The following is a 15,569-nucleotide window of genomic DNA, read 5'->3' on the forward strand; positions in this document are numbered from 1 at the left end:
CGTCAGCGGTCCGAGGCCAGCTCCGCCAAGGCCGGGCCTTGCAGCCGGTAGGTAATCCAATCCGATTGTGGATTGGCGCCGATCGAGTCGTAGAACTTGATGGACGGTGTATTCCAGTCCAGAACAGCCCAATCCAGCCGGGTATAGCCGTTGGCTACGCATTCGGCGGCCAGCGCCGACAACAACGCCTTGCCTAGCCCGGTACCGCGCTGCTCGGGCTTGACGTACAGATCCTCAAGGTAGATGCCATGGTGTCCGGTCCAGGTCGAGAAATTCAGGAACCACACCGCGGTACCGCAGACCACGCCATCGGCCTCGGCGACGTGTGCGAAAAGGGCTGGATTCGAGCCGAATAGCGCCGTGCGCAGTTGTTCCGGGGCGATGAGGCACTCCTCGCGCGCGTTCTCGTACTCCGCGAGATCCTCGATGAGTCCGACGATGGCGGGCACGTCGGCTTCGGTAGCGCGGCGAATCTGGGTGTTACTCAATCTCGGCTCCTAACCCTGCCAATACGGTCCGGAATTTGACGGTGGTCTCGGATAATTCGTCTTGGGGGTCCGATTCTGCGACGAGTCCGCCGCCGGCGTAAGCGCGGATCGCGGTGCGGTCGGCGGACAGTTCGGCACAACGGATCGAGACGGCCCACCGACCGTCCCCGTTGCCGTCGCACCAGCCAACCGCGCCCGCATAGAATCCCCGATCGCCCTCGATGCGCGCGATCAGGTCGGCCGCCCCCTTGGTGGGGGTGCCGCACACCGCGGGAGTGGGATGCAAGGCCAGGGCTAAATCAAGTGCCGTGGTTGAGCTTTGACGTAAGCGGGCGCTGATGGCGGTGCTCAGATGCCAGAGCGCGGCGGTACGGCTCAGCGTCGGTTCCGGCGGCACCTGCACGTCGACGCACAAGGACGCGAGATCCTCACGCAGCTGATCGATCACCACGGAGTGCTCGTGACGGTTCTTGTGTGAGCCCGCCAGGTCTTCGCCTGTCCGCCGATCCAGAGACGGGTCCTTGGATCGCGGGGCGGAACCGGCGAAGGGATGACAGATCACCATGTCCCCGCGGCGTTCCACCAACAATTCTGGACTGCAGCCCACCATGGTGTGCCCGCGGAATCGGTCACCGGCTGGGGAGAGGTCCACGCAAAAGCTGTTGGCATCGGGGTCGTTTCGGATCAACCGATGTGTCAGTACCAACGGGTCCACGGGCGCGTCGGCCCGCAGTTCCAGCACGCGTGCCAGGACAACCTTGGATAGCCCTGCGCGGCTGTCGCGGAGCACCTCGACCGCCTCGGTGACCCTCCGCAGATGCTCGGAAGGCTCCGGTATCTGTTGCGTCACATGGATATTCGGCATGGTGCCGTAGAACTCTTGCGGCTGTCCGCGTTGAACCGTGACCGGAACCGTCAGCGCGGCGGGTTCGGTGGTGTCAAAAGGAAGGGCGCCAACCAGCATGTGATGACGACCGCTGCGCAAGGCCTCCGCCGCGTTGGAGACGTCGTCGTAGGTGGTGTCCCGGCCATATGCGTACAGCGCATCGGTCGCCCGCGACATCACGAAATGTGGGTGCGCGGGGGAGTTGGTGGCCGTCATGTCAGCTTGACGGTACCGGGTGCTGATACCCGGTCAGGCCAAGCGCGGCCACCTGGCGCTGGCCGTGCTCATGACCGCCCACGGCGACGGAGGCCGTGGCCATGCCGAGTCGAGTGCCCTCTTCGAGAGGCAGATCGATCCACCGGGTCATCAGAGCGCGCGAGAAGTGGCCATGGCCCACCAGCAGTACATCGCGTTGGGCGAGGTCAGTGGTGATCTTCGCGATCACCCGGTCGGCTCGGGCCTGTACCTGTGCCACGGACTCGCCGCCGGGGCAGCCGTGCGTCCAGACCAGCCAGCCCGGGTCGTTCATGCGGATCTGTGGCGTGGTCAGGCCCTCGTAGGCGCCGTAATCCCATTCGGCCAGATCGTCCCAGACCTCGGCGACGTTCAGTCCGGCCAATTCGGCCGTCTGAATCGCGCGTCGGCGAGGGCTGCTCAGCACCAGCGGGTCATTCAGATCGAGATCCTTGAGCACCTCGCGGGCCGCAACAGCCTGGGCGCGACCGATTTCGGTGAGATCAAGGTCGGTGCGTCCGGTATGTCTGCCGATTTTTGACCACTCGGTTTCGCCGTGACGTAGCAACAACATTCGGTGCTGGGATGAGCCGCTCGCGCGAAGACCATCGGGAATGGGGGCAGACACAGGTTGATTGTGCCGTACCGACTTCCGTCGTGATTGTGTTCGGCATGCCAGTATGTGGGCGTGACTAACCGGGACGTTCTTCGCCCAAGCGGCTCATCGCGGGTGCTGGCGGTAGCCAATCAAAAGGGTGGGGTGGCCAAGACCACGACGGTCGCGTCGCTGGGTGCGGCGTTGGCGCAGGCCGGTAAGAAGGTTCTGCTGGTCGACCTCGATCCGCAGGGCTGCCTGACGTTCTCGCTGGGACAGGATCCGGACCGGTTGGGGCTCTCGGTGCACGAGGTGCTGCTGGGGCAGGCTGATATCAAGGAAGCGCTGCTTACTACCAGTGAAGATCTGACGCTACTGCCTGCGAATATCGACCTGGCCGGTGCCGAGGCGATGCTGTTGATGCGCGCGGGCCGCGAATACGCGCTGAAACGAGCGCTCGAATCGCTGGGCGACGAGTTCGATGTGGTGATCATCGACTGCCCGCCCTCGCTGGGCGTGCTGACACTGAATGGTTTGACGGCGGCCGACTCGGTGATGGTGCCACTGCAGTGCGAGACACTGGCGCATCGTGGTGTCGGCCAGTTCCTGCGGACGGTCACCGATGTTCAGCAGATCACCAATCCCGGGCTGACGCTGCTGGGCGCGCTGCCCACGCTGTACGACTCACGGACCACGCACAGTCGCGATGTGCTGTTGGACGTGGCAGATCGCTACGAGCTCCCGGTGCTGGCTCCGCCGATCCCCAGGACTGTGCGGTTCGCCGAGGCGAGTGCCTCGGGTGCCTCGGTGCTGGCGGGCCGCAAGAACAAGGGTGCGCTGGCCTATCGCGAGCTGGCGCAGAGCCTGGTGAAGCACTGGAAGAGCGGCAAGGCCATGCCGACCTTCACCCCGCCCGCCGACTGAATTCACTGCGCGTTCGATTCAGATTGACGCTAACCGTGGATCTGAATCGCCTCATTCCGCGCGCTTGCAGCGCGGAGAGTTACGAGGAGCATGCGATCATCTCGGCCGATCGCTAAGACGTGGAATTGCACGATGATTGGGATGGGTTCGGTCAGCGCCTGGCGGCCAGCGGTGCAACGACTTTGGAATCGGTTCTCGTGTACGAGAATGAGATCTCGCTGGTGCTCGAGGATCATCGTTTGGCGCACAGTCAAGACATTTCTTCAGTTGTACCTAGGGGCCGTTGCCCTGAGAATCGCCAAATATGTTCACCGCGATGCAATTTGGTGTGTGTGCAACAAGACGCGTCCCGCGCGCACGCGCGATGGCGTGGTGGATGACGGCCGGATCGATGACCAGACGGCGATCGGCGCCGCCGCGATAGAGGTGGCCAAGGCGCAGTTGGCGGAACGCGCGGACGGTAGCCAGCCACAACCCCCTTGCCTACAAGGTATGGGCGACGGGCGATTACGTCGTGAACGGCACACTCCCGCCCAACAGTGGATACTTCTGACGATGACCGATCCTTTGGCCGTCGTGGTGCCCCGGAGACTGTCGACCGGCGCGGACCCACGGATCGTGGCGGCGAACCGCCTGTTCGACCTGATCGTGGCGCTGGCCGAGGATGTCGGGCTCACACCGATCGTCACGGATGATCCGGACTACCCGCTAGAAGGTGTGGGCGGTGTGCTGTTGCCCGGCGGGGGAGACGTCAATCCGCATCGGTACGGCTGCACATCGACGGCGGCCGTGTACGACGTCAACGACGAGCAGGATCACCTGGACTTCACGTTGACCGCCAGGGCGCGCGATGCACAGCTACCGATACTGGGCATCTGCCGTGGCGCCCAGGTGCTCAACGTCGCCTACGGCGGAGATCTGCAGGTGGATCTGGCTGCAGGGTCGGTGGACCACGGTGCAGCGGTGTTCTCTTGGCACCCGGTGCATCTCGCGCCTGATACCCGCGTGCGTGCCGCGCACGGAGCCGACGAACTCGTCGTCGCGTCCGCTCACCATCAAGCAGTGGCATCCCTGGGAGCGGGCCTGGTGACGACGGCATGGGCCGACGACGGTGTCATCGAGGCCTTCGAATCGGAAACCGGATGGGTCCTTGCGATCCAGTGGCACCCGGAGGCTCCGGGAGTGCCCAAACGCCTTCAGCAGGCGCCCTTCAAGGCGTTCGCGGATGCGGTGGCGCAGTCGGGTCGGGGCGCCCTGTCAGCCCAGCGCGAAGATTCGTGAACCGCGTTGCTCCACCAATGTGTTGCCGACGACGGCGCTGATGACGGGGCTCTTCTCGTCGGCCAGGTCACGCTGCACCGCAAGGGACTTGCGGAACTCGCCGGTGGTCATGTTGAAGACGTCGATGCCGCCCTCGACGGGGACGACGAGCTCACCGGCCATGTTCGTGCCCGGCCCTAGGGGCCTTTTGGTGGTGGGCAGCACGAATCTGTAGGACAGGTCGGAGGCGCTGAGCACCAGCACCTGATTGCCCGTCCACCATGTGATGACATCACCGGCTTGGGCGGCGGCATTGGTCTGGGCAATCTCGCCCGGCAGCACCGTCGCGCCGACACGCATCCCGCGGTCGTCGAACACCACCAGCTCGTTGCGGGTGCCCGGCAGGTAGACGGCCGAGCGGGTGTCCGCGACCGCGAGCACCTTGGCCGCGGAACCGCGTTCCACCCCGGGCAACACCGCCGAGTAGAGCTCCTCCGGCTTGTCGTTGTCCTTGGGCGTCGGCTTCTGCAATGTCAGCCGCAACGTGGGGTCCTGGGGGCAGGTTTCCAGCACCGCGAGCACGCTCGCCCCGACCGCGCCCGACTTCAGCGTGCAGTCCACCCGGGGCTGACTGTTGGGATTCAAGGGTGCGACAACCCGTCCGTACTCGAGGGTGCGCACCATGTCCGAACGCCACAGTTCGAGCCGGGTGCTGCCGAGCGCCAACACATAGGTGCCGTCGGTCGACAGCGACACCTTCGGGTCATTGGGACTGCTGCGCAACGGGCCTCGGCGGCCGGTCTGCCCGTCGATCATGGTGACCTGACCGCATCCGCGTGCGTCGCGATAGACCGCCACCGCATCATCGATGAAGCCGATCGCGCCGCACAGATCGCGGTTGCGTCGGGCGTACGACCACAGCTGCGCACCGGTCACCGGATCGTGGGCCACCACATCGTGCCCGTCGGCGCTGACGATCGCACCACTGGCGATGACGGGGCCTTTGGTGGCCGCACTCGCGGTCGACCACAGCTCGCGCACCGAGTCGGGGACCCGGCTGGCGCTCATCGGACGTTTGATGTCCCCGGCGGCGGGGTGGCTGACGGTGGCGCGGGCATCGCTGGTCCACCAGATCGTTGTGCCGGTGACGGCGACCACGACGGCAATCACCGCCGCGGCAATGATGTCGGCCCGGGTGCGCCGCTCCGGTGCGATCACGCCGAGGCGGTGGTCGCGGCCGGGCGCCGCCGCCTACGACGGCGGGCAGGAGCAGCCTGGTCTCCGTCAGCGGTGGCCACCGGAGCTGGTGCTTCGGTGGCTGAACCCTCGGCGGGCTCACCGGCGCGCGTGCGGCGCCGGGTGCGGGTGCGCTTGGGCTTGTCGCCCTCGGCGCGCTCGGCCCGCGGTGCGCGGCGCTTCGGGCCGCCGGAGAACTTCTCACCGACGGAACCGGTGACATCGGTCGGGATGTTCAGCTCGGTGAACAAATGCGGTGAGGTGGAATAGGTTTCGTCGGGATCGGGCACGGCGAGGCCGAGCGCCTTGTCGATCAGCTGCCAGCGTGCGATGTCGTCCCAGTCGACGAGAGTGACCGCGATGCCGGTGCGCCCGGCGCGCCCCGTGCGTCCAATGCGGTGCACGTAGGTCTTGTCGTCCTCGGGGCACTGGTAGTTGATGACGTGGGTGACATCGTCGATGTCGATGCCGCGCGCGGCCACGTCGGTGGCGACCAGCACGTTGATCTCTCCGGAGCGGAAGGAGGTCAGGGCCTTTTCGCGGGCGATCTGACCAAGGTCGCCGTGCACGGCACCGACAGCGAAACCGCGCTCGGCCAGCTCGTCGGAAACCTTCTGTGCGGTCCGCTTGGTACGGGTGAACACCATGGTGGCGCCCCGGCCATCCGCCTGGAGGATGCGGCTGACCAACTCGATCTTGTCCAGGGCGTGTGCCCGGTACACGAACTGTTCGGTCGAGTCGTGCACCGATGATGAATGAGGAGCCTCGGCCCGGATATGGGTCGGGCGATTCATGAAGGTACGGGCCAGTGTGATGATCGCATCGGGCATGGTCGCCGAGAACAGCATCGACTGGCGACCCGACTCTGCCGATGGTGCCAGCGCCAGAATCCGCTCGATATCGGGTAGGAAGCCCAGATCCAGCATCTCGTCGGCCTCATCCAGAACCAGCATGGCCAGACCACCCAATTGCAGGTGTCCCTGTTGGGCGAGATCCAGCAGACGTCCGGGGGTGCCGATGACGACGTCAGCACCGGCGCGAAGCGATGCGATCTGTGCCTCGTACGGCCGGCCGCCGTAGATGGAGACGACGCTGAAGTCACGGTCGCCCGCCGACAGGTACTTGGCAGCCTTGGTGAGGTCATCGAAGACCTGGATGCACAACTCGCGCGTAGGCACGACGACCAGGGCGCGGGGGGTGCCGTTCAGCGGCCGGTCCTCGACACCGGTGGCGATGCGGTGCAGCAGCGGTACGCCGAATGCGTAGGTCTTTCCCATACCGGTACGGGCCTGGCCGATGAGGTCCGATCCGGCGAGAGCGAGGGGCAGGGTGAGTTCCTGGATGGCGAACGGATGCTCTATCCCGACCTCGCTGAGGGCCCGGACTATCTCGTCGCGGACGCCGAGTTGGGCAAAGGTGTGTTCGATATGGCTCATGGTTTTGGGTACGTGCCTTTCGTGTTTTTCGCTCAGCGCGCACGATCGGTAGGTCGGATTCCTAAAGATTCCAAGGGGCCGGGCTCGCGTTAATCGGCGAAGGCGGCACGTGCACGCACATTTCCTGTGGGAGAACTCCTGTGTACTTCATGGTCAGGGCGGTAGTCCCGCCTCCATGGTAGCGGGTGAGCTGCGATTTTCCGATTCGCCATGGTTTGCCGCGCGGATCGGTGTCCTCGACCGGGGGCCCGACTAGAGTTCCAGGCATGACTGAGCCCGATTCACTTCGCGCAAGCTGGGGTTCCCTCCCGCCTGCGGGGGCCTCATCGACGGACGTCGATCCTCCTGGTGTCAATCAGCTGTTCGCGGTGATCGCGTACGGCGAGGTCGCGGCCTTCTACCGGTTGACCGACGAGTCCAAGATGGCACCTGACTTGGCGAGCAAGATCGCCATCGCCAGCATGGCCGCCTCGCAGATGCGTCACTACGAGGTGCTTCGGGATGCGATGGAGGCCAAGGGGGTTGACGTACTGGCGGCCATGGAGCCGTACGTCAAGACGCTCGAGAACTACCACTCGCTGACCCTGCCGCGCACCTGGTTGGAGGCCATGGTCAAGACGTACATCGGTGACTCGTTGGCCGCCGATTTCTATGGCGAGGTTGTCGACTCGCTGCCGGGCGAGTCAGCGGCGGTGCTCAAGTCGGTGTTGGGCACGACGGGACACTCGGAGTTCGTCATCGCGCAGGTGCGTGGCGCGGTCAAGGACAACTCGCAGCAGCGCAATCGGCTCACCCTGTGGGGGCGCCGCCTGCTCGGCGAGGCCATCACCCAGGCACAGCATGTGCTGGCCCAGCACGACGAGCTCGCGGACCTCGTGCTGTCCGGTGGTGCCGGTCTGGGCAACCTCAACGAGTTCTTTGAGCGGCTGCAGAGCGCCCATGCCGAGCGGATGGCTGTCCTCGGGCTGGGGTAGGGGCTGGGAATGGGCGACGTGCCGATACCGCCGTTCGCGGATGGTGCTTCTGCGCGCCGGTTCTGGCGGTTGCTGTTGTTGTTCTTGCACCAGGCGAAGCGTCCCGGTGAGTCTGTGTCGCTCCACCACTTCCTGCTGGCGATGACGATCGATGAACATTCCCCGGATCGAGACGGTGCGCGGTGTTCATCATGCACGCAGCCGTACCCGTGCCGGACGGTTCTGCGGGTCGTACTTTTCGCCCGATTCCCCGTCGACTGGACCCCGCACGGTCTGTCGGCGCTGCTTGTCGACGTGGGGTTGCTCAGTCAATCCGCGACGTTCACGTCCACGAGCTGGGACTGGTACGACAGTGACTATTCCGAGCACATCAGCCGGGACGCGGACACCGGTGAGTGGAGTCGCCGTCGACACGGTAAGGGCGAGAACTACGAGAACGTGTTGCCGGTCGGTGATGACGCCGCGATGTGTCGGTACATCGCGGGCTACACCTTCAGCAGCCACCCGTTTCCTTTCGGGTGGGCTGTCGATCCGCGGGAGGTCACCGATGCTCGCGCCGGGACGCCCGCCGCGCTCCAGTATTGGGGCGAGCATTCGCAGTACCCCTACATTGCGAGCCACATCGATTGTGGGACCGCGGAGTCAGATTCGTGAAACAGGCGGGGCCGTCTACTTGGCGCAGCGGGCGATGATGCCGTTGTTGCTCTGCACCGCCAGCATCTGGTTCGCGCTGTTGGTGATCGAGCAGTTGACCTGGCTGGCGAAGCTCGTCGCGGTGATCGAACCACCGGTGATTCCGGGACTCGGGGTGACGATCATCGTCCATGGCAGGGAGGCGCCGAGCACCGTGCGGGTCACGCCGTTGCCATCGGTGTAGGTGATCGTCAGCAGATCACCCGGGGTCTGGTTGCCGGTCACGTAGTACGCGAACGCCGCAGGTGTGATGGGCCGCTGGCCTTCCGGCGGCAGCATCGGGTTGGACGGGGGCGGCTCGGGCGGGGGTGCCTCCGTGGAGGGCTCCACGGTCGGCGTTTCCTGCACGGGCGTGCTCGTCACGGTGGTCGTGGAGGGTTTCGCGGACGACGTCGCGGACGGAGGCGGCGGAGGGGGAGTCGTCGTCACCGGTGTCAGCGAAGGCACGGGCGTGGTGACCGCGGCAGCGGGTGGTTTGTCGTTGCCGCCGCTGAGCACGACTGCCGTCGCGATCACGGCGATCGCGAACACGGCCCCGGCTATCGACGCGACCCATTTCCAGTTCTCGTTGGAACCCGGCGGCCTGTACTCGAAGTCCTCGTCAAGACCCGAGTACTCCGTGTACTGCGGGGCAGTCTCGGAGTTGTACGGATCGTCGTGGGGCTCGTAGTCGTGCGAGTACCGAGAATCTCCGCGATAACCGACCATTATCAGCGCTTCCTCTCAGCCCCATGTCAAATGTTAAACCTGGTACAGATGTTACTGCTGTGACTAACGGTCGGCTGCGATCATGCGAGGTGTGTCGGCCCAGACGGCGTCGGCTAACCTCTGCAGTACACGCTCAATGACCTGGAAGGTACCCTGGTGGAGATCAAGATCGGTGTCACAGATAGCCCGCGCGAGCTGGTCATTTCTAGCGATCAGGCCCCGGCTGACGTCGAGAAGGTCGTATCGGCGGCGCTGGCCAAGGAGTCGGATGTGCTGCAACTCACCGACCAGAAGGGGCGCAAGTACCTGATCGCGGCAGCCCGGATCGCCTACGTGGAAATCGGCGTGGCTGACGCGCGTCGCGTCGGCTTCAGCGGCTAGCCCAGCGGCTGAAGCGGCACGTGTGAGAGCCCGCCCCAGGCGAATCCGACGGTCGCATTGACGGCGTCGTCTTTGGAGATGGGCTTCTCATTGTCCAGCCAGTACCGCGCGCTGACCTGGCTGATCCCCACCAGGCCGACGGCCACCATGCGGGCATGGTGGGGATCCAGCCCGGAATCGTGGCTAACCAGGTCGAATACCGCATCGGTGCAGGCGCTGATGGCGCCCTCGACCCGCTCGGTGACCTGAGGGACGCCCACGAGATCGTTCTCGAAGATCAGGCGGTAGCCCTGGCTGTCGTGCTCGACGAAATCGAAGAATGCCATCACTGCCGCGCGTAGCCGCTGACGGTTGTCGGTGGTGGTGCGTAGCGCCTGCCGCACACTGGAGACCAGATTGTCGGCGTGCTTGTTCAGCACGGCCAGGTACAGCTCCAGCTTGCTCGGAAAGTGTTGGTAAAGAACGGGTTTACTTACGCCCGCGCGTTCGGCGATCTCGTCCATGCCGGCGGCGTGGTAGCCGCGGTCGACGAATATCTCGCTGGCAGACCCGACCAACTGGCCGCGCCGCTCGTCGCGAGGCAGTCGCCCACCACGTCGTGTGTTTCCCTGAGTTGAATCCTGCGTCGCCACCGTCGAGTTCACCGCGCCCCGACGCCCGGCCAGATTCGCAAGATCACGCATGTCCTTATCCTCTGCGCGCACACGACTACATGGTCGCCTACGCCATCTCACTCAAGCGGCAATTCAATCCGCTTAAACCCGAACTACAGACAGTACTCCTGGCGCCTGGCGGCGTGCCCGAGGCGGGATGGCCTGTCGCTATGCCATTCTTGCTGCGTGACCTACGACCGGCACCAATGGGCGCATAATCGTAGGTCCATGCCAGAAACCTTGGACGACTCCCTTCGCCCGGTCGGCTCATCAATGAGTCGACTGTCGGTACAGGAATCCGCCGAACGCTATGAGCCGCTGCGCGCCCAGCGCGATCCGCTCGCCGAGGGCAGTGGACGAGTCCGCTCTGATCGGCGCGACCGCGAACGCTGGCGCAAGCAGACCTGGCTCGGACGTTTCATCTCCACGTATGGATGGCGCGCCTACGCCATCCCGCTGCTGGTCGCGCTGACTGTTTTCGTTGGCTACCAAACCGTCACACAGCGTGACCATGTCCACGGCGGTGCCGACGGTCCTAACGAGCCGGTGGCCGATCCGCCCTCTATCGGCGCACTGGGCGACGCCATCATTGGCGCGCCGCCGAAGGGCCTCACGCAATTCGATGCGAGCCTGCCCGACGGGGTGCTGCCGGAAGGGGAACCCTTCACTGCTCAGGGCGCAAGGACGTGGCACATTGTGCCGGGCACCACGCCCCAGGTCGGACAGGGCGCCGCAAAGGTCTTCTCGTACACCATCGAGGTCGAGGACGGCATCGACACAATGGGTTTCGGTGGCGATGAGGCATTCGCGCGGATGGCTACGCAGACCTTGGCCAGCCAGAAGAGCTGGACACACAACCCCCAATTCGCCTTCATCCGAGTCGATTCCGGCACCCCAGATTTTCGTATCTCGCTGACCTCGCCGGACACCGTCCGTGAAGGTTGTGGGTACGAGATTCAACTCGAATCCTCGTGTTACAACCCGCGTTATGGCGAGAACGGCGAGCAGCGTGTTTTCATCAACGAGGCGCGCTGGGTGCGCGGCGCGGTCCCGTTCCAGGGCGACATCACCTCCTATCGCCAGTACGTCATCAACCACGAGGTCGGCCATGCCATCGGCTACCGCAGCCACGAGCCCTGCGAGCAAGACCAACAGTTGGCGCCGGTGATGATGCAGCAGACGTTCAGCACCAGCAATGACGTCGCGGCGAAGTTCGATCCCGACTCGATCAAGCCCGACGGTAAGACCTGCCGCACCAACCCCTGGCCGTATCCGATTCCGTAGCGGCCCCGGTCCTGACCCCGGGAAGGGTTGGCATCCCGATACTGTTGATGCAGCTGTAGCCCTCACACCACCCCAGGAGTCACGGTGCCCACATTGCCGCCGTTGGTAAGTCCCGCCGCGGAACTGACCCGCGAAGAAGTCGCCCGGTACAGCCGGCATCTCATCATTCCCGACCTTGGCGTGGACGGGCAGAAACGCCTCAAGAACGCCAAGGTGCTCGTCATCGGCGCCGGGGGCCTTGGATCCCCGACGCTGCTCTACCTCGCCGCCGCGGGCGTCGGCACCATCGGCATCGTCGAGTTCGACGTGGTCGACGAGTCCAACCTGCAGCGTCAGATCATCCACGGCCAGTCCGATATCGGCAGGTCCAAGGCTCAGAGCGCGCGGGATTCGGTGTTGGAGATCAACCCGCTTGTCGAGGTGCGACTCCACGAGCTGCGGTTGGAGCCGGATAACGCGGTCAACCTGTTCCAGCAGTACGACCTGATCCTGGACGGCACCGACAACTTCGCGACCCGCTACTTGGTCAACGATGCTGCGGTGCTCGCGCACAAGCCATATGTGTGGGGTTCCATCTACCGTTTCGAGGGCCAGGTATCGGTTTTCTGGGAGGACGCGCCCGACGGGCTCGGCCTGAATTACCGCGATCTTTACCCCGAGCCGCCGCCTCCGGGCATGGTGCCCTCCTGCGCGGAGGGCGGCGTGCTGGGCATCCTGTGCGCCTCTATTGCTTCGGTGATGGGCACCGAGGCCATCAAGCTGATCACCGGAATCGGTGACTCGCTGCTCGGCCGGCTCACGGTGTACGACGCGCTCGACATGACGTACCGCACCATCAAGATCCGCAAGGACCCGGCGACGCCCGAGATCACCGAGCTCATCGACTACGACGCGTTCTGCGGCGTGATCAGCGATGAGGCCTCCGCCGCCGTCGCCGATTCCACTATCACCCCCCGTGAGCTGCGCGAATTGCTCGACGCCGATAAGAAGGTGGCGTTGATCGACGTGCGTGAACCGGTCGAGTGGGACATCGTCCACATCGACGGTGCCGAGCTGGTTCCCAAGTCGACCCTCGAGTCGGGCGACGGCCTCGCCAAGCTGCCGCAGGACCGTCAGGCGGTGCTGTACTGCAAGACGGGGATTAGGTCGGCAGAGGCGCTTGTGGCCGTGAAGAAGGCCGGTTTCGCGGACGCGGTGCACCTGCAGGGCGGCATCGCCGCCTGGGCCAAGCAGGTGGACCCCGACATGGTCATGTACTGATCGGTTCGAGAACAGCAACAGTCACATATCGCGGGACTAACTCCCTGTGACCGCCGACACGAACACCGAGCGAACACAACCCAGTTCATTGCAGGCGGTAACGTATCCCGCGTGACAGTGGACCGCCCACCCGAGCACGTGCTCGCGACTTACGGGCTCAGCGGCGTCAAGCCAGTCCAGCTCGGCCCCACTTGGGAGGGCGGCTGGCGCTGCGGTGAAGTGGTGTTGTCCCTGGTAGCGGACCATGCGCGTGCTGCGTGGTCGGCCAAGGTGCGCGACACTCTGTTCGTCGACGGGGTACGGCTGGCGCGACCGGTCCGCTCCACCGATGGACGGTATGTCGTATCGGGTTGGCGCGCGGACACATTCGTCGCCGGCGCGCCCGAGCCCCGGCATGACGAGGTCGTATCGCTGTCGGTGCGCCTCCATGAGGCCACCTCCAAGCTGGAGCGTCCCCGATTCCTGACTCAGCCTCCGGTGGCGCCGTGGGCTGATGTCGACGTGTTCATCGCCGCCGATCGCGCGGCCTGGGAAGACCGGCCGCTGCAGTCGTGGCCTTCGGCGGCCCGGGTATCGCCCGGTTCACCCGACGGTCAGCGATCCATCGACCTGATCAACCAATTGGCGAGCCTGCGCCGGCCCACCAAGAGCCCGCCGCAGCTGGTGCACGGAGACCTTTACGGCACTGTGCTTTTCGCGGGTGCCGCCGCACCCGGCATCACCGATATCACGCCGTACTGGCGTCCCGCCTCCTGGGCGGCCGGTGTTGCCGTGGTGGATGCGCTGTCGTGGGGCGATGCCGATGACGGTCTCATCGAACGTTGGGCGACACTGCCGGAGTGGCCCCAGATGCTGTTGCGGGCGTTGATCTTCCGATTGGCCGTGCATGCTCTGCATCCGCGTTCCTCGTCGCAGTCCTTCCCGGGGCTGGCACGGACCGCGGCTCTGGTGCGTCTGACCCTCTAGTTCCTCGCCGAGCGTGAGCGTCTGCGTGACGTAGAGCACACTCTGCTCACGCTCACATGACAGACTGATGTGAGCGAGATGTGATGGCTCGGTCATCGCCAGCAGCGCCGCCGCAACAAGATTTTCCTACCTTGCTTGCATGGCGAACAAAACGGCAGCAGCCCCAATTGCACGGCGCGGACGCTGGATTGAGAACTGGGATCCCGAGGACGTCGTCGCCTGGGACAACGGTGGCGCGAAAGTCGCGCGGCGCAACCTGATCTGGTCGGTGGTGGCCGAGCACGTCGGGTTCTCGGTGTGGTCCATCTGGTCGGTGATGGTCTTGTTCATGCCGCAGAACGTCTATCACATCGACGCCGCTGGAAAGTTCTTCCTGGTGGCCATGCCGACACTGGTAGGCGCGGTATTGCGCTTGCCGTACACCTTCGCCACCGCCTGGTTCGGCGGTCGCAACTGGACCGTCTTCAGCGCCCTGGTGCTGGCGGTCCCCACCTCGCTGACGCTGTATTTCATGGCGCACCCCGAGACCTCGTACACCACCTTCATGATCGTTGCTGCGGTCGCTGGATTAGGCGGCGGAAACTTCGCCTCCTCGATGACCAATATCAACGCCTTCTACCCGCAACGGTTCAAGGGCTGGGCCCTTGGCCTCAACGCCGGCGGCGGGAACATCGGAGTGCCAGTGATCCAGGTCATCGGCCTGCTGGTCATCGCCACCGTCGGGAACCGCTCACCGCATTGGGTGGCCGCCATCTACCTCGTGTTGATCGCGTTCGCTGCCGTGGGTGCGGCACTGTTCATGGACAACCTGGCCAACCAGAAGACCGATGGGCGCTCGCTGATCGACGTGATGAAGTTCCGGGACTCGTGGATCATCGCCTTCCTCTACATCGGCACATTCGGTTCCTTCATCGGGTTCAGCTTCGCGTTCGGTCAGGTGCTGCAGCTCAACTTCCTTGCCGGGCTGGCGCACAGTGGCTTGACCCCGGCTCAGGCCGCGGCGCAGGCCTCACTGCACGCCGCCCAGATCGCCTTCATCGGACCGCTGCTCGGCTCGCTCGCCCGTCCGTTTGGCGGTTGGCTGTCGGACCGCACCGGTGGCGGCACGATCTCGCTGTACGCATTCGTTGCGATGATTTTCGGTGCCGGAATTCTGGTGGCGGCGGGAACGGTGAGCGACCGCGCGGGCGGTGCGCCCTCCGGAGCCATCATGACCGCCTACGTCACCGGATTCATCGTCTTGTTCATCGTCTCCGGAATCGGCAATGGCTCGGTCTACAAGATGATTCCGTCGGTTTTCGCGGCGAAGGCGCGCAGTGCCGGGCACGACGAGACCTGGTCGCGGACCATGTCGGGTGCGTTGATCGGGGTGGCCGGAGCGATCGGCGCACTGGGCGGTGTCGCCATCAACCTGGTGCTCCGCGCCTCGTACCTCAGCGCCGCCAAGTCGGCGACCATGGCCTTCTGGGTTTTCCTCGCATTCTATGTCGTCTGCGCCCTGGTCACCTGGTACGCGTACGTGCGTCGCCCCGTCGGCGAGGCTGTGGTGGCGACGCCCAGCATCAGTGCGAAAAATGAAGTGGCGGTGTGA

16 protein-coding genes are annotated in these 15,569 nt (G+C 64.9%); 9 read left to right on the top strand and 7 right to left on the bottom strand.

Translation table 11 applies throughout. From position 1 onward, the window contains the following. Window positions 1-2: 2 nt before the first annotated feature. The 3 genes from B4393_RS24835 to B4393_RS24845 are packed head-to-tail and all read right to left on the bottom strand — an operon-like array spanning window position 3 to window position 2,236. Window positions 3-488 (bottom strand): GNAT family N-acetyltransferase, encoded by a 486-nt coding sequence (locus tag B4393_RS24835; protein WP_078336388.1) that lies wholly within the window; start codon window positions 486-488, stop codon window positions 3-5. After that, the gene (locus tag B4393_RS24840) at window positions 481-1,590 is read right to left on the bottom strand and encodes an isochorismate synthase (protein ID WP_078336389.1); all 1,110 of its coding nucleotides are present in this window, start codon (window positions 1,588-1,590) and stop codon (window positions 481-483) included. The genes B4393_RS24835 and B4393_RS24840 overlap by 8 nt, the downstream gene beginning before the upstream one ends. A 1-nt stretch (window position 1,591) precedes the next feature. Then, window positions 1,592-2,236 carry an acid phosphatase gene (locus B4393_RS24845; protein WP_269087575.1) on the bottom strand — a complete coding sequence of 215 codons (645 nt, stop codon included), beginning with the start codon at window positions 2,234-2,236 and terminating at the stop codon, window positions 1,592-1,594. 102 nt (window positions 2,237-2,338) lie between these two features. Here B4393_RS24845 and B4393_RS24850 point away from each other — a divergent pair, with 102 nt between their 5' ends. Together B4393_RS24850 and B4393_RS24860 are read left to right on the top strand one after the other, a co-directional pair. Next, complete coding sequence (locus B4393_RS24850) at window positions 2,339-3,127, top strand: ParA family protein (RefSeq protein WP_078336391.1); 789 nt, start codon at window positions 2,339-2,341, stop codon at window positions 3,125-3,127. Window positions 3,128-3,457: 330 nt separating this feature from the next. Beyond that, a complete protein-coding gene (locus B4393_RS24860) occupies window positions 3,458-4,408 on the top strand; it encodes a gamma-glutamyl-gamma-aminobutyrate hydrolase family protein (RefSeq protein ID WP_078336393.1) in 951 nt (316 codons plus the stop codon). On the opposite strand, the gene B4393_RS24865 is transcribed toward B4393_RS24860, so the two are convergent. Together B4393_RS24865 and B4393_RS24870 are read right to left on the bottom strand one after the other, a co-directional pair. Next, entirely contained in the window at window positions 4,385-5,605 is a 1,221-nt protein-coding gene (locus tag B4393_RS24865; RefSeq protein WP_078336394.1) for an Rv3212 family protein, read from the bottom strand. The two genes, B4393_RS24860 and B4393_RS24865, sit on opposite strands and share 24 nt — an antisense overlap. Further along, window positions 5,602-7,059, bottom strand: coding sequence for a DEAD/DEAH box helicase (locus B4393_RS24870; RefSeq protein ID WP_078336395.1), 1,458 nt, complete (start codon window positions 7,057-7,059; stop codon window positions 5,602-5,604). The genes B4393_RS24865 and B4393_RS24870 overlap by 4 nt, the downstream gene beginning before the upstream one ends. 266 nt (window positions 7,060-7,325) lie before the next feature. On the opposite strand from B4393_RS24870, the gene B4393_RS24875 reads away from it, so the two are divergent. After that, the gene (locus tag B4393_RS24875) at window positions 7,326-8,033 is read left to right on the top strand and encodes a ferritin-like fold-containing protein (protein ID WP_078336396.1); all 708 of its coding nucleotides are present in this window, start codon (window positions 7,326-7,328) and stop codon (window positions 8,031-8,033) included. 9 nt (window positions 8,034-8,042) lie between these two features. Continuing rightward, on the top strand, window positions 8,043-8,687 hold the full coding sequence (locus B4393_RS24880) for a hypothetical protein (RefSeq protein ID WP_078336397.1): 645 nt from the start codon (window positions 8,043-8,045) through the stop codon (window positions 8,685-8,687). Window positions 8,688-8,702: 15 nt separating this feature from the next. On the opposite strand, the gene B4393_RS24885 is transcribed toward B4393_RS24880, so the two are convergent. Continuing rightward, window positions 8,703-9,434 carry an MmpS family transport accessory protein gene (locus B4393_RS24885; protein WP_070938736.1) on the bottom strand — a complete coding sequence of 244 codons (732 nt, stop codon included), beginning with the start codon at window positions 9,432-9,434 and terminating at the stop codon, window positions 8,703-8,705. A 156-nt stretch (window positions 9,435-9,590) separates the two neighbouring features. Between B4393_RS24885 and B4393_RS24890 the strand changes: the two genes are divergently transcribed. Then, complete coding sequence (locus tag B4393_RS24890) at window positions 9,591-9,815, top strand: DUF3107 domain-containing protein (RefSeq protein ID WP_070938737.1); 225 nt, start codon at window positions 9,591-9,593, stop codon at window positions 9,813-9,815. On the opposite strand, the gene B4393_RS24895 is transcribed toward B4393_RS24890, so the two are convergent. After that, a complete protein-coding gene (locus tag B4393_RS24895) occupies window positions 9,812-10,498 on the bottom strand; it encodes a TetR/AcrR family transcriptional regulator (protein ID WP_070938738.1) in 687 nt (228 codons plus the stop codon). The two genes, B4393_RS24890 and B4393_RS24895, sit on opposite strands and share 4 nt — an antisense overlap. A 210-nt stretch (window positions 10,499-10,708) precedes the next feature. On the opposite strand from B4393_RS24895, the gene B4393_RS24900 reads away from it, so the two are divergent. From B4393_RS24900 to B4393_RS24915, 4 genes are all read left to right on the top strand, one after another. Then, entirely contained in the window at window positions 10,709-11,752 is a 1,044-nt protein-coding gene (locus B4393_RS24900; RefSeq protein WP_078336430.1) for a DUF3152 domain-containing protein, read from the top strand. Window positions 11,753-11,845: 93 nt separating this feature from the next. Next, entirely contained in the window at window positions 11,846-13,012 is a 1,167-nt protein-coding gene (gene moeZ / locus B4393_RS24905) for an adenylyltransferase/sulfurtransferase MoeZ (RefSeq protein WP_191988874.1), read from the top strand. Between the two features lie 111 nt (window positions 13,013-13,123). After that, on the top strand, window positions 13,124-13,978 hold the full coding sequence (locus B4393_RS24910; protein ID WP_070938740.1) for a TIGR02569 family protein: 855 nt from the start codon (window positions 13,124-13,126) through the stop codon (window positions 13,976-13,978). 139 nt (window positions 13,979-14,117) lie between these two features. Beyond that, window positions 14,118-15,569 carry a nitrate/nitrite transporter gene (locus tag B4393_RS24915; RefSeq protein WP_078336399.1) on the top strand — a complete coding sequence of 484 codons (1,452 nt, stop codon included), beginning with the start codon at window positions 14,118-14,120 and terminating at the stop codon, window positions 15,567-15,569.

The organism is Mycobacteroides franklinii, from assembly GCF_002013895.1.
Lineage (GTDB): Bacteria > Actinomycetota > Actinomycetes > Mycobacteriales > Mycobacteriaceae > Mycobacterium > Mycobacterium franklinii.

Bases quoted from the DNA above. Each gene is read 5' to 3' on its own strand.
- B4393_RS24840 (WP_078336389.1), bottom strand. From the start codon at position 1,590: ATGACGGCCACCAACTCCCCCGCGCACCCACATTTCGTGATGTCGCGG.
- B4393_RS24870 (WP_078336395.1), bottom strand. From the start codon at position 7,059: ATGAGCCATATCGAACACACCTTTGCCCAACTCGGCGTCCGCGACGAG.
- B4393_RS24875 (WP_078336396.1), top strand. From the start codon at position 7,326: ATGACTGAGCCCGATTCACTTCGCGCAAGCTGGGGTTCCCTCCCGCCT.
- B4393_RS24880 (WP_078336397.1), top strand. From the start codon at position 8,043: ATGGGCGACGTGCCGATACCGCCGTTCGCGGATGGTGCTTCTGCGCGC.
- B4393_RS24885 (WP_070938736.1), bottom strand. From the start codon at position 9,434: ATGGTCGGTTATCGCGGAGATTCTCGGTACTCGCACGACTACGAGCCC.
- B4393_RS24895 (WP_070938738.1), bottom strand. From the start codon at position 10,498: ATGCGTGATCTTGCGAATCTGGCCGGGCGTCGGGGCGCGGTGAACTCG.
- B4393_RS24915 (WP_078336399.1), top strand. From the start codon at position 14,118: ATGGCGAACAAAACGGCAGCAGCCCCAATTGCACGGCGCGGACGCTGG.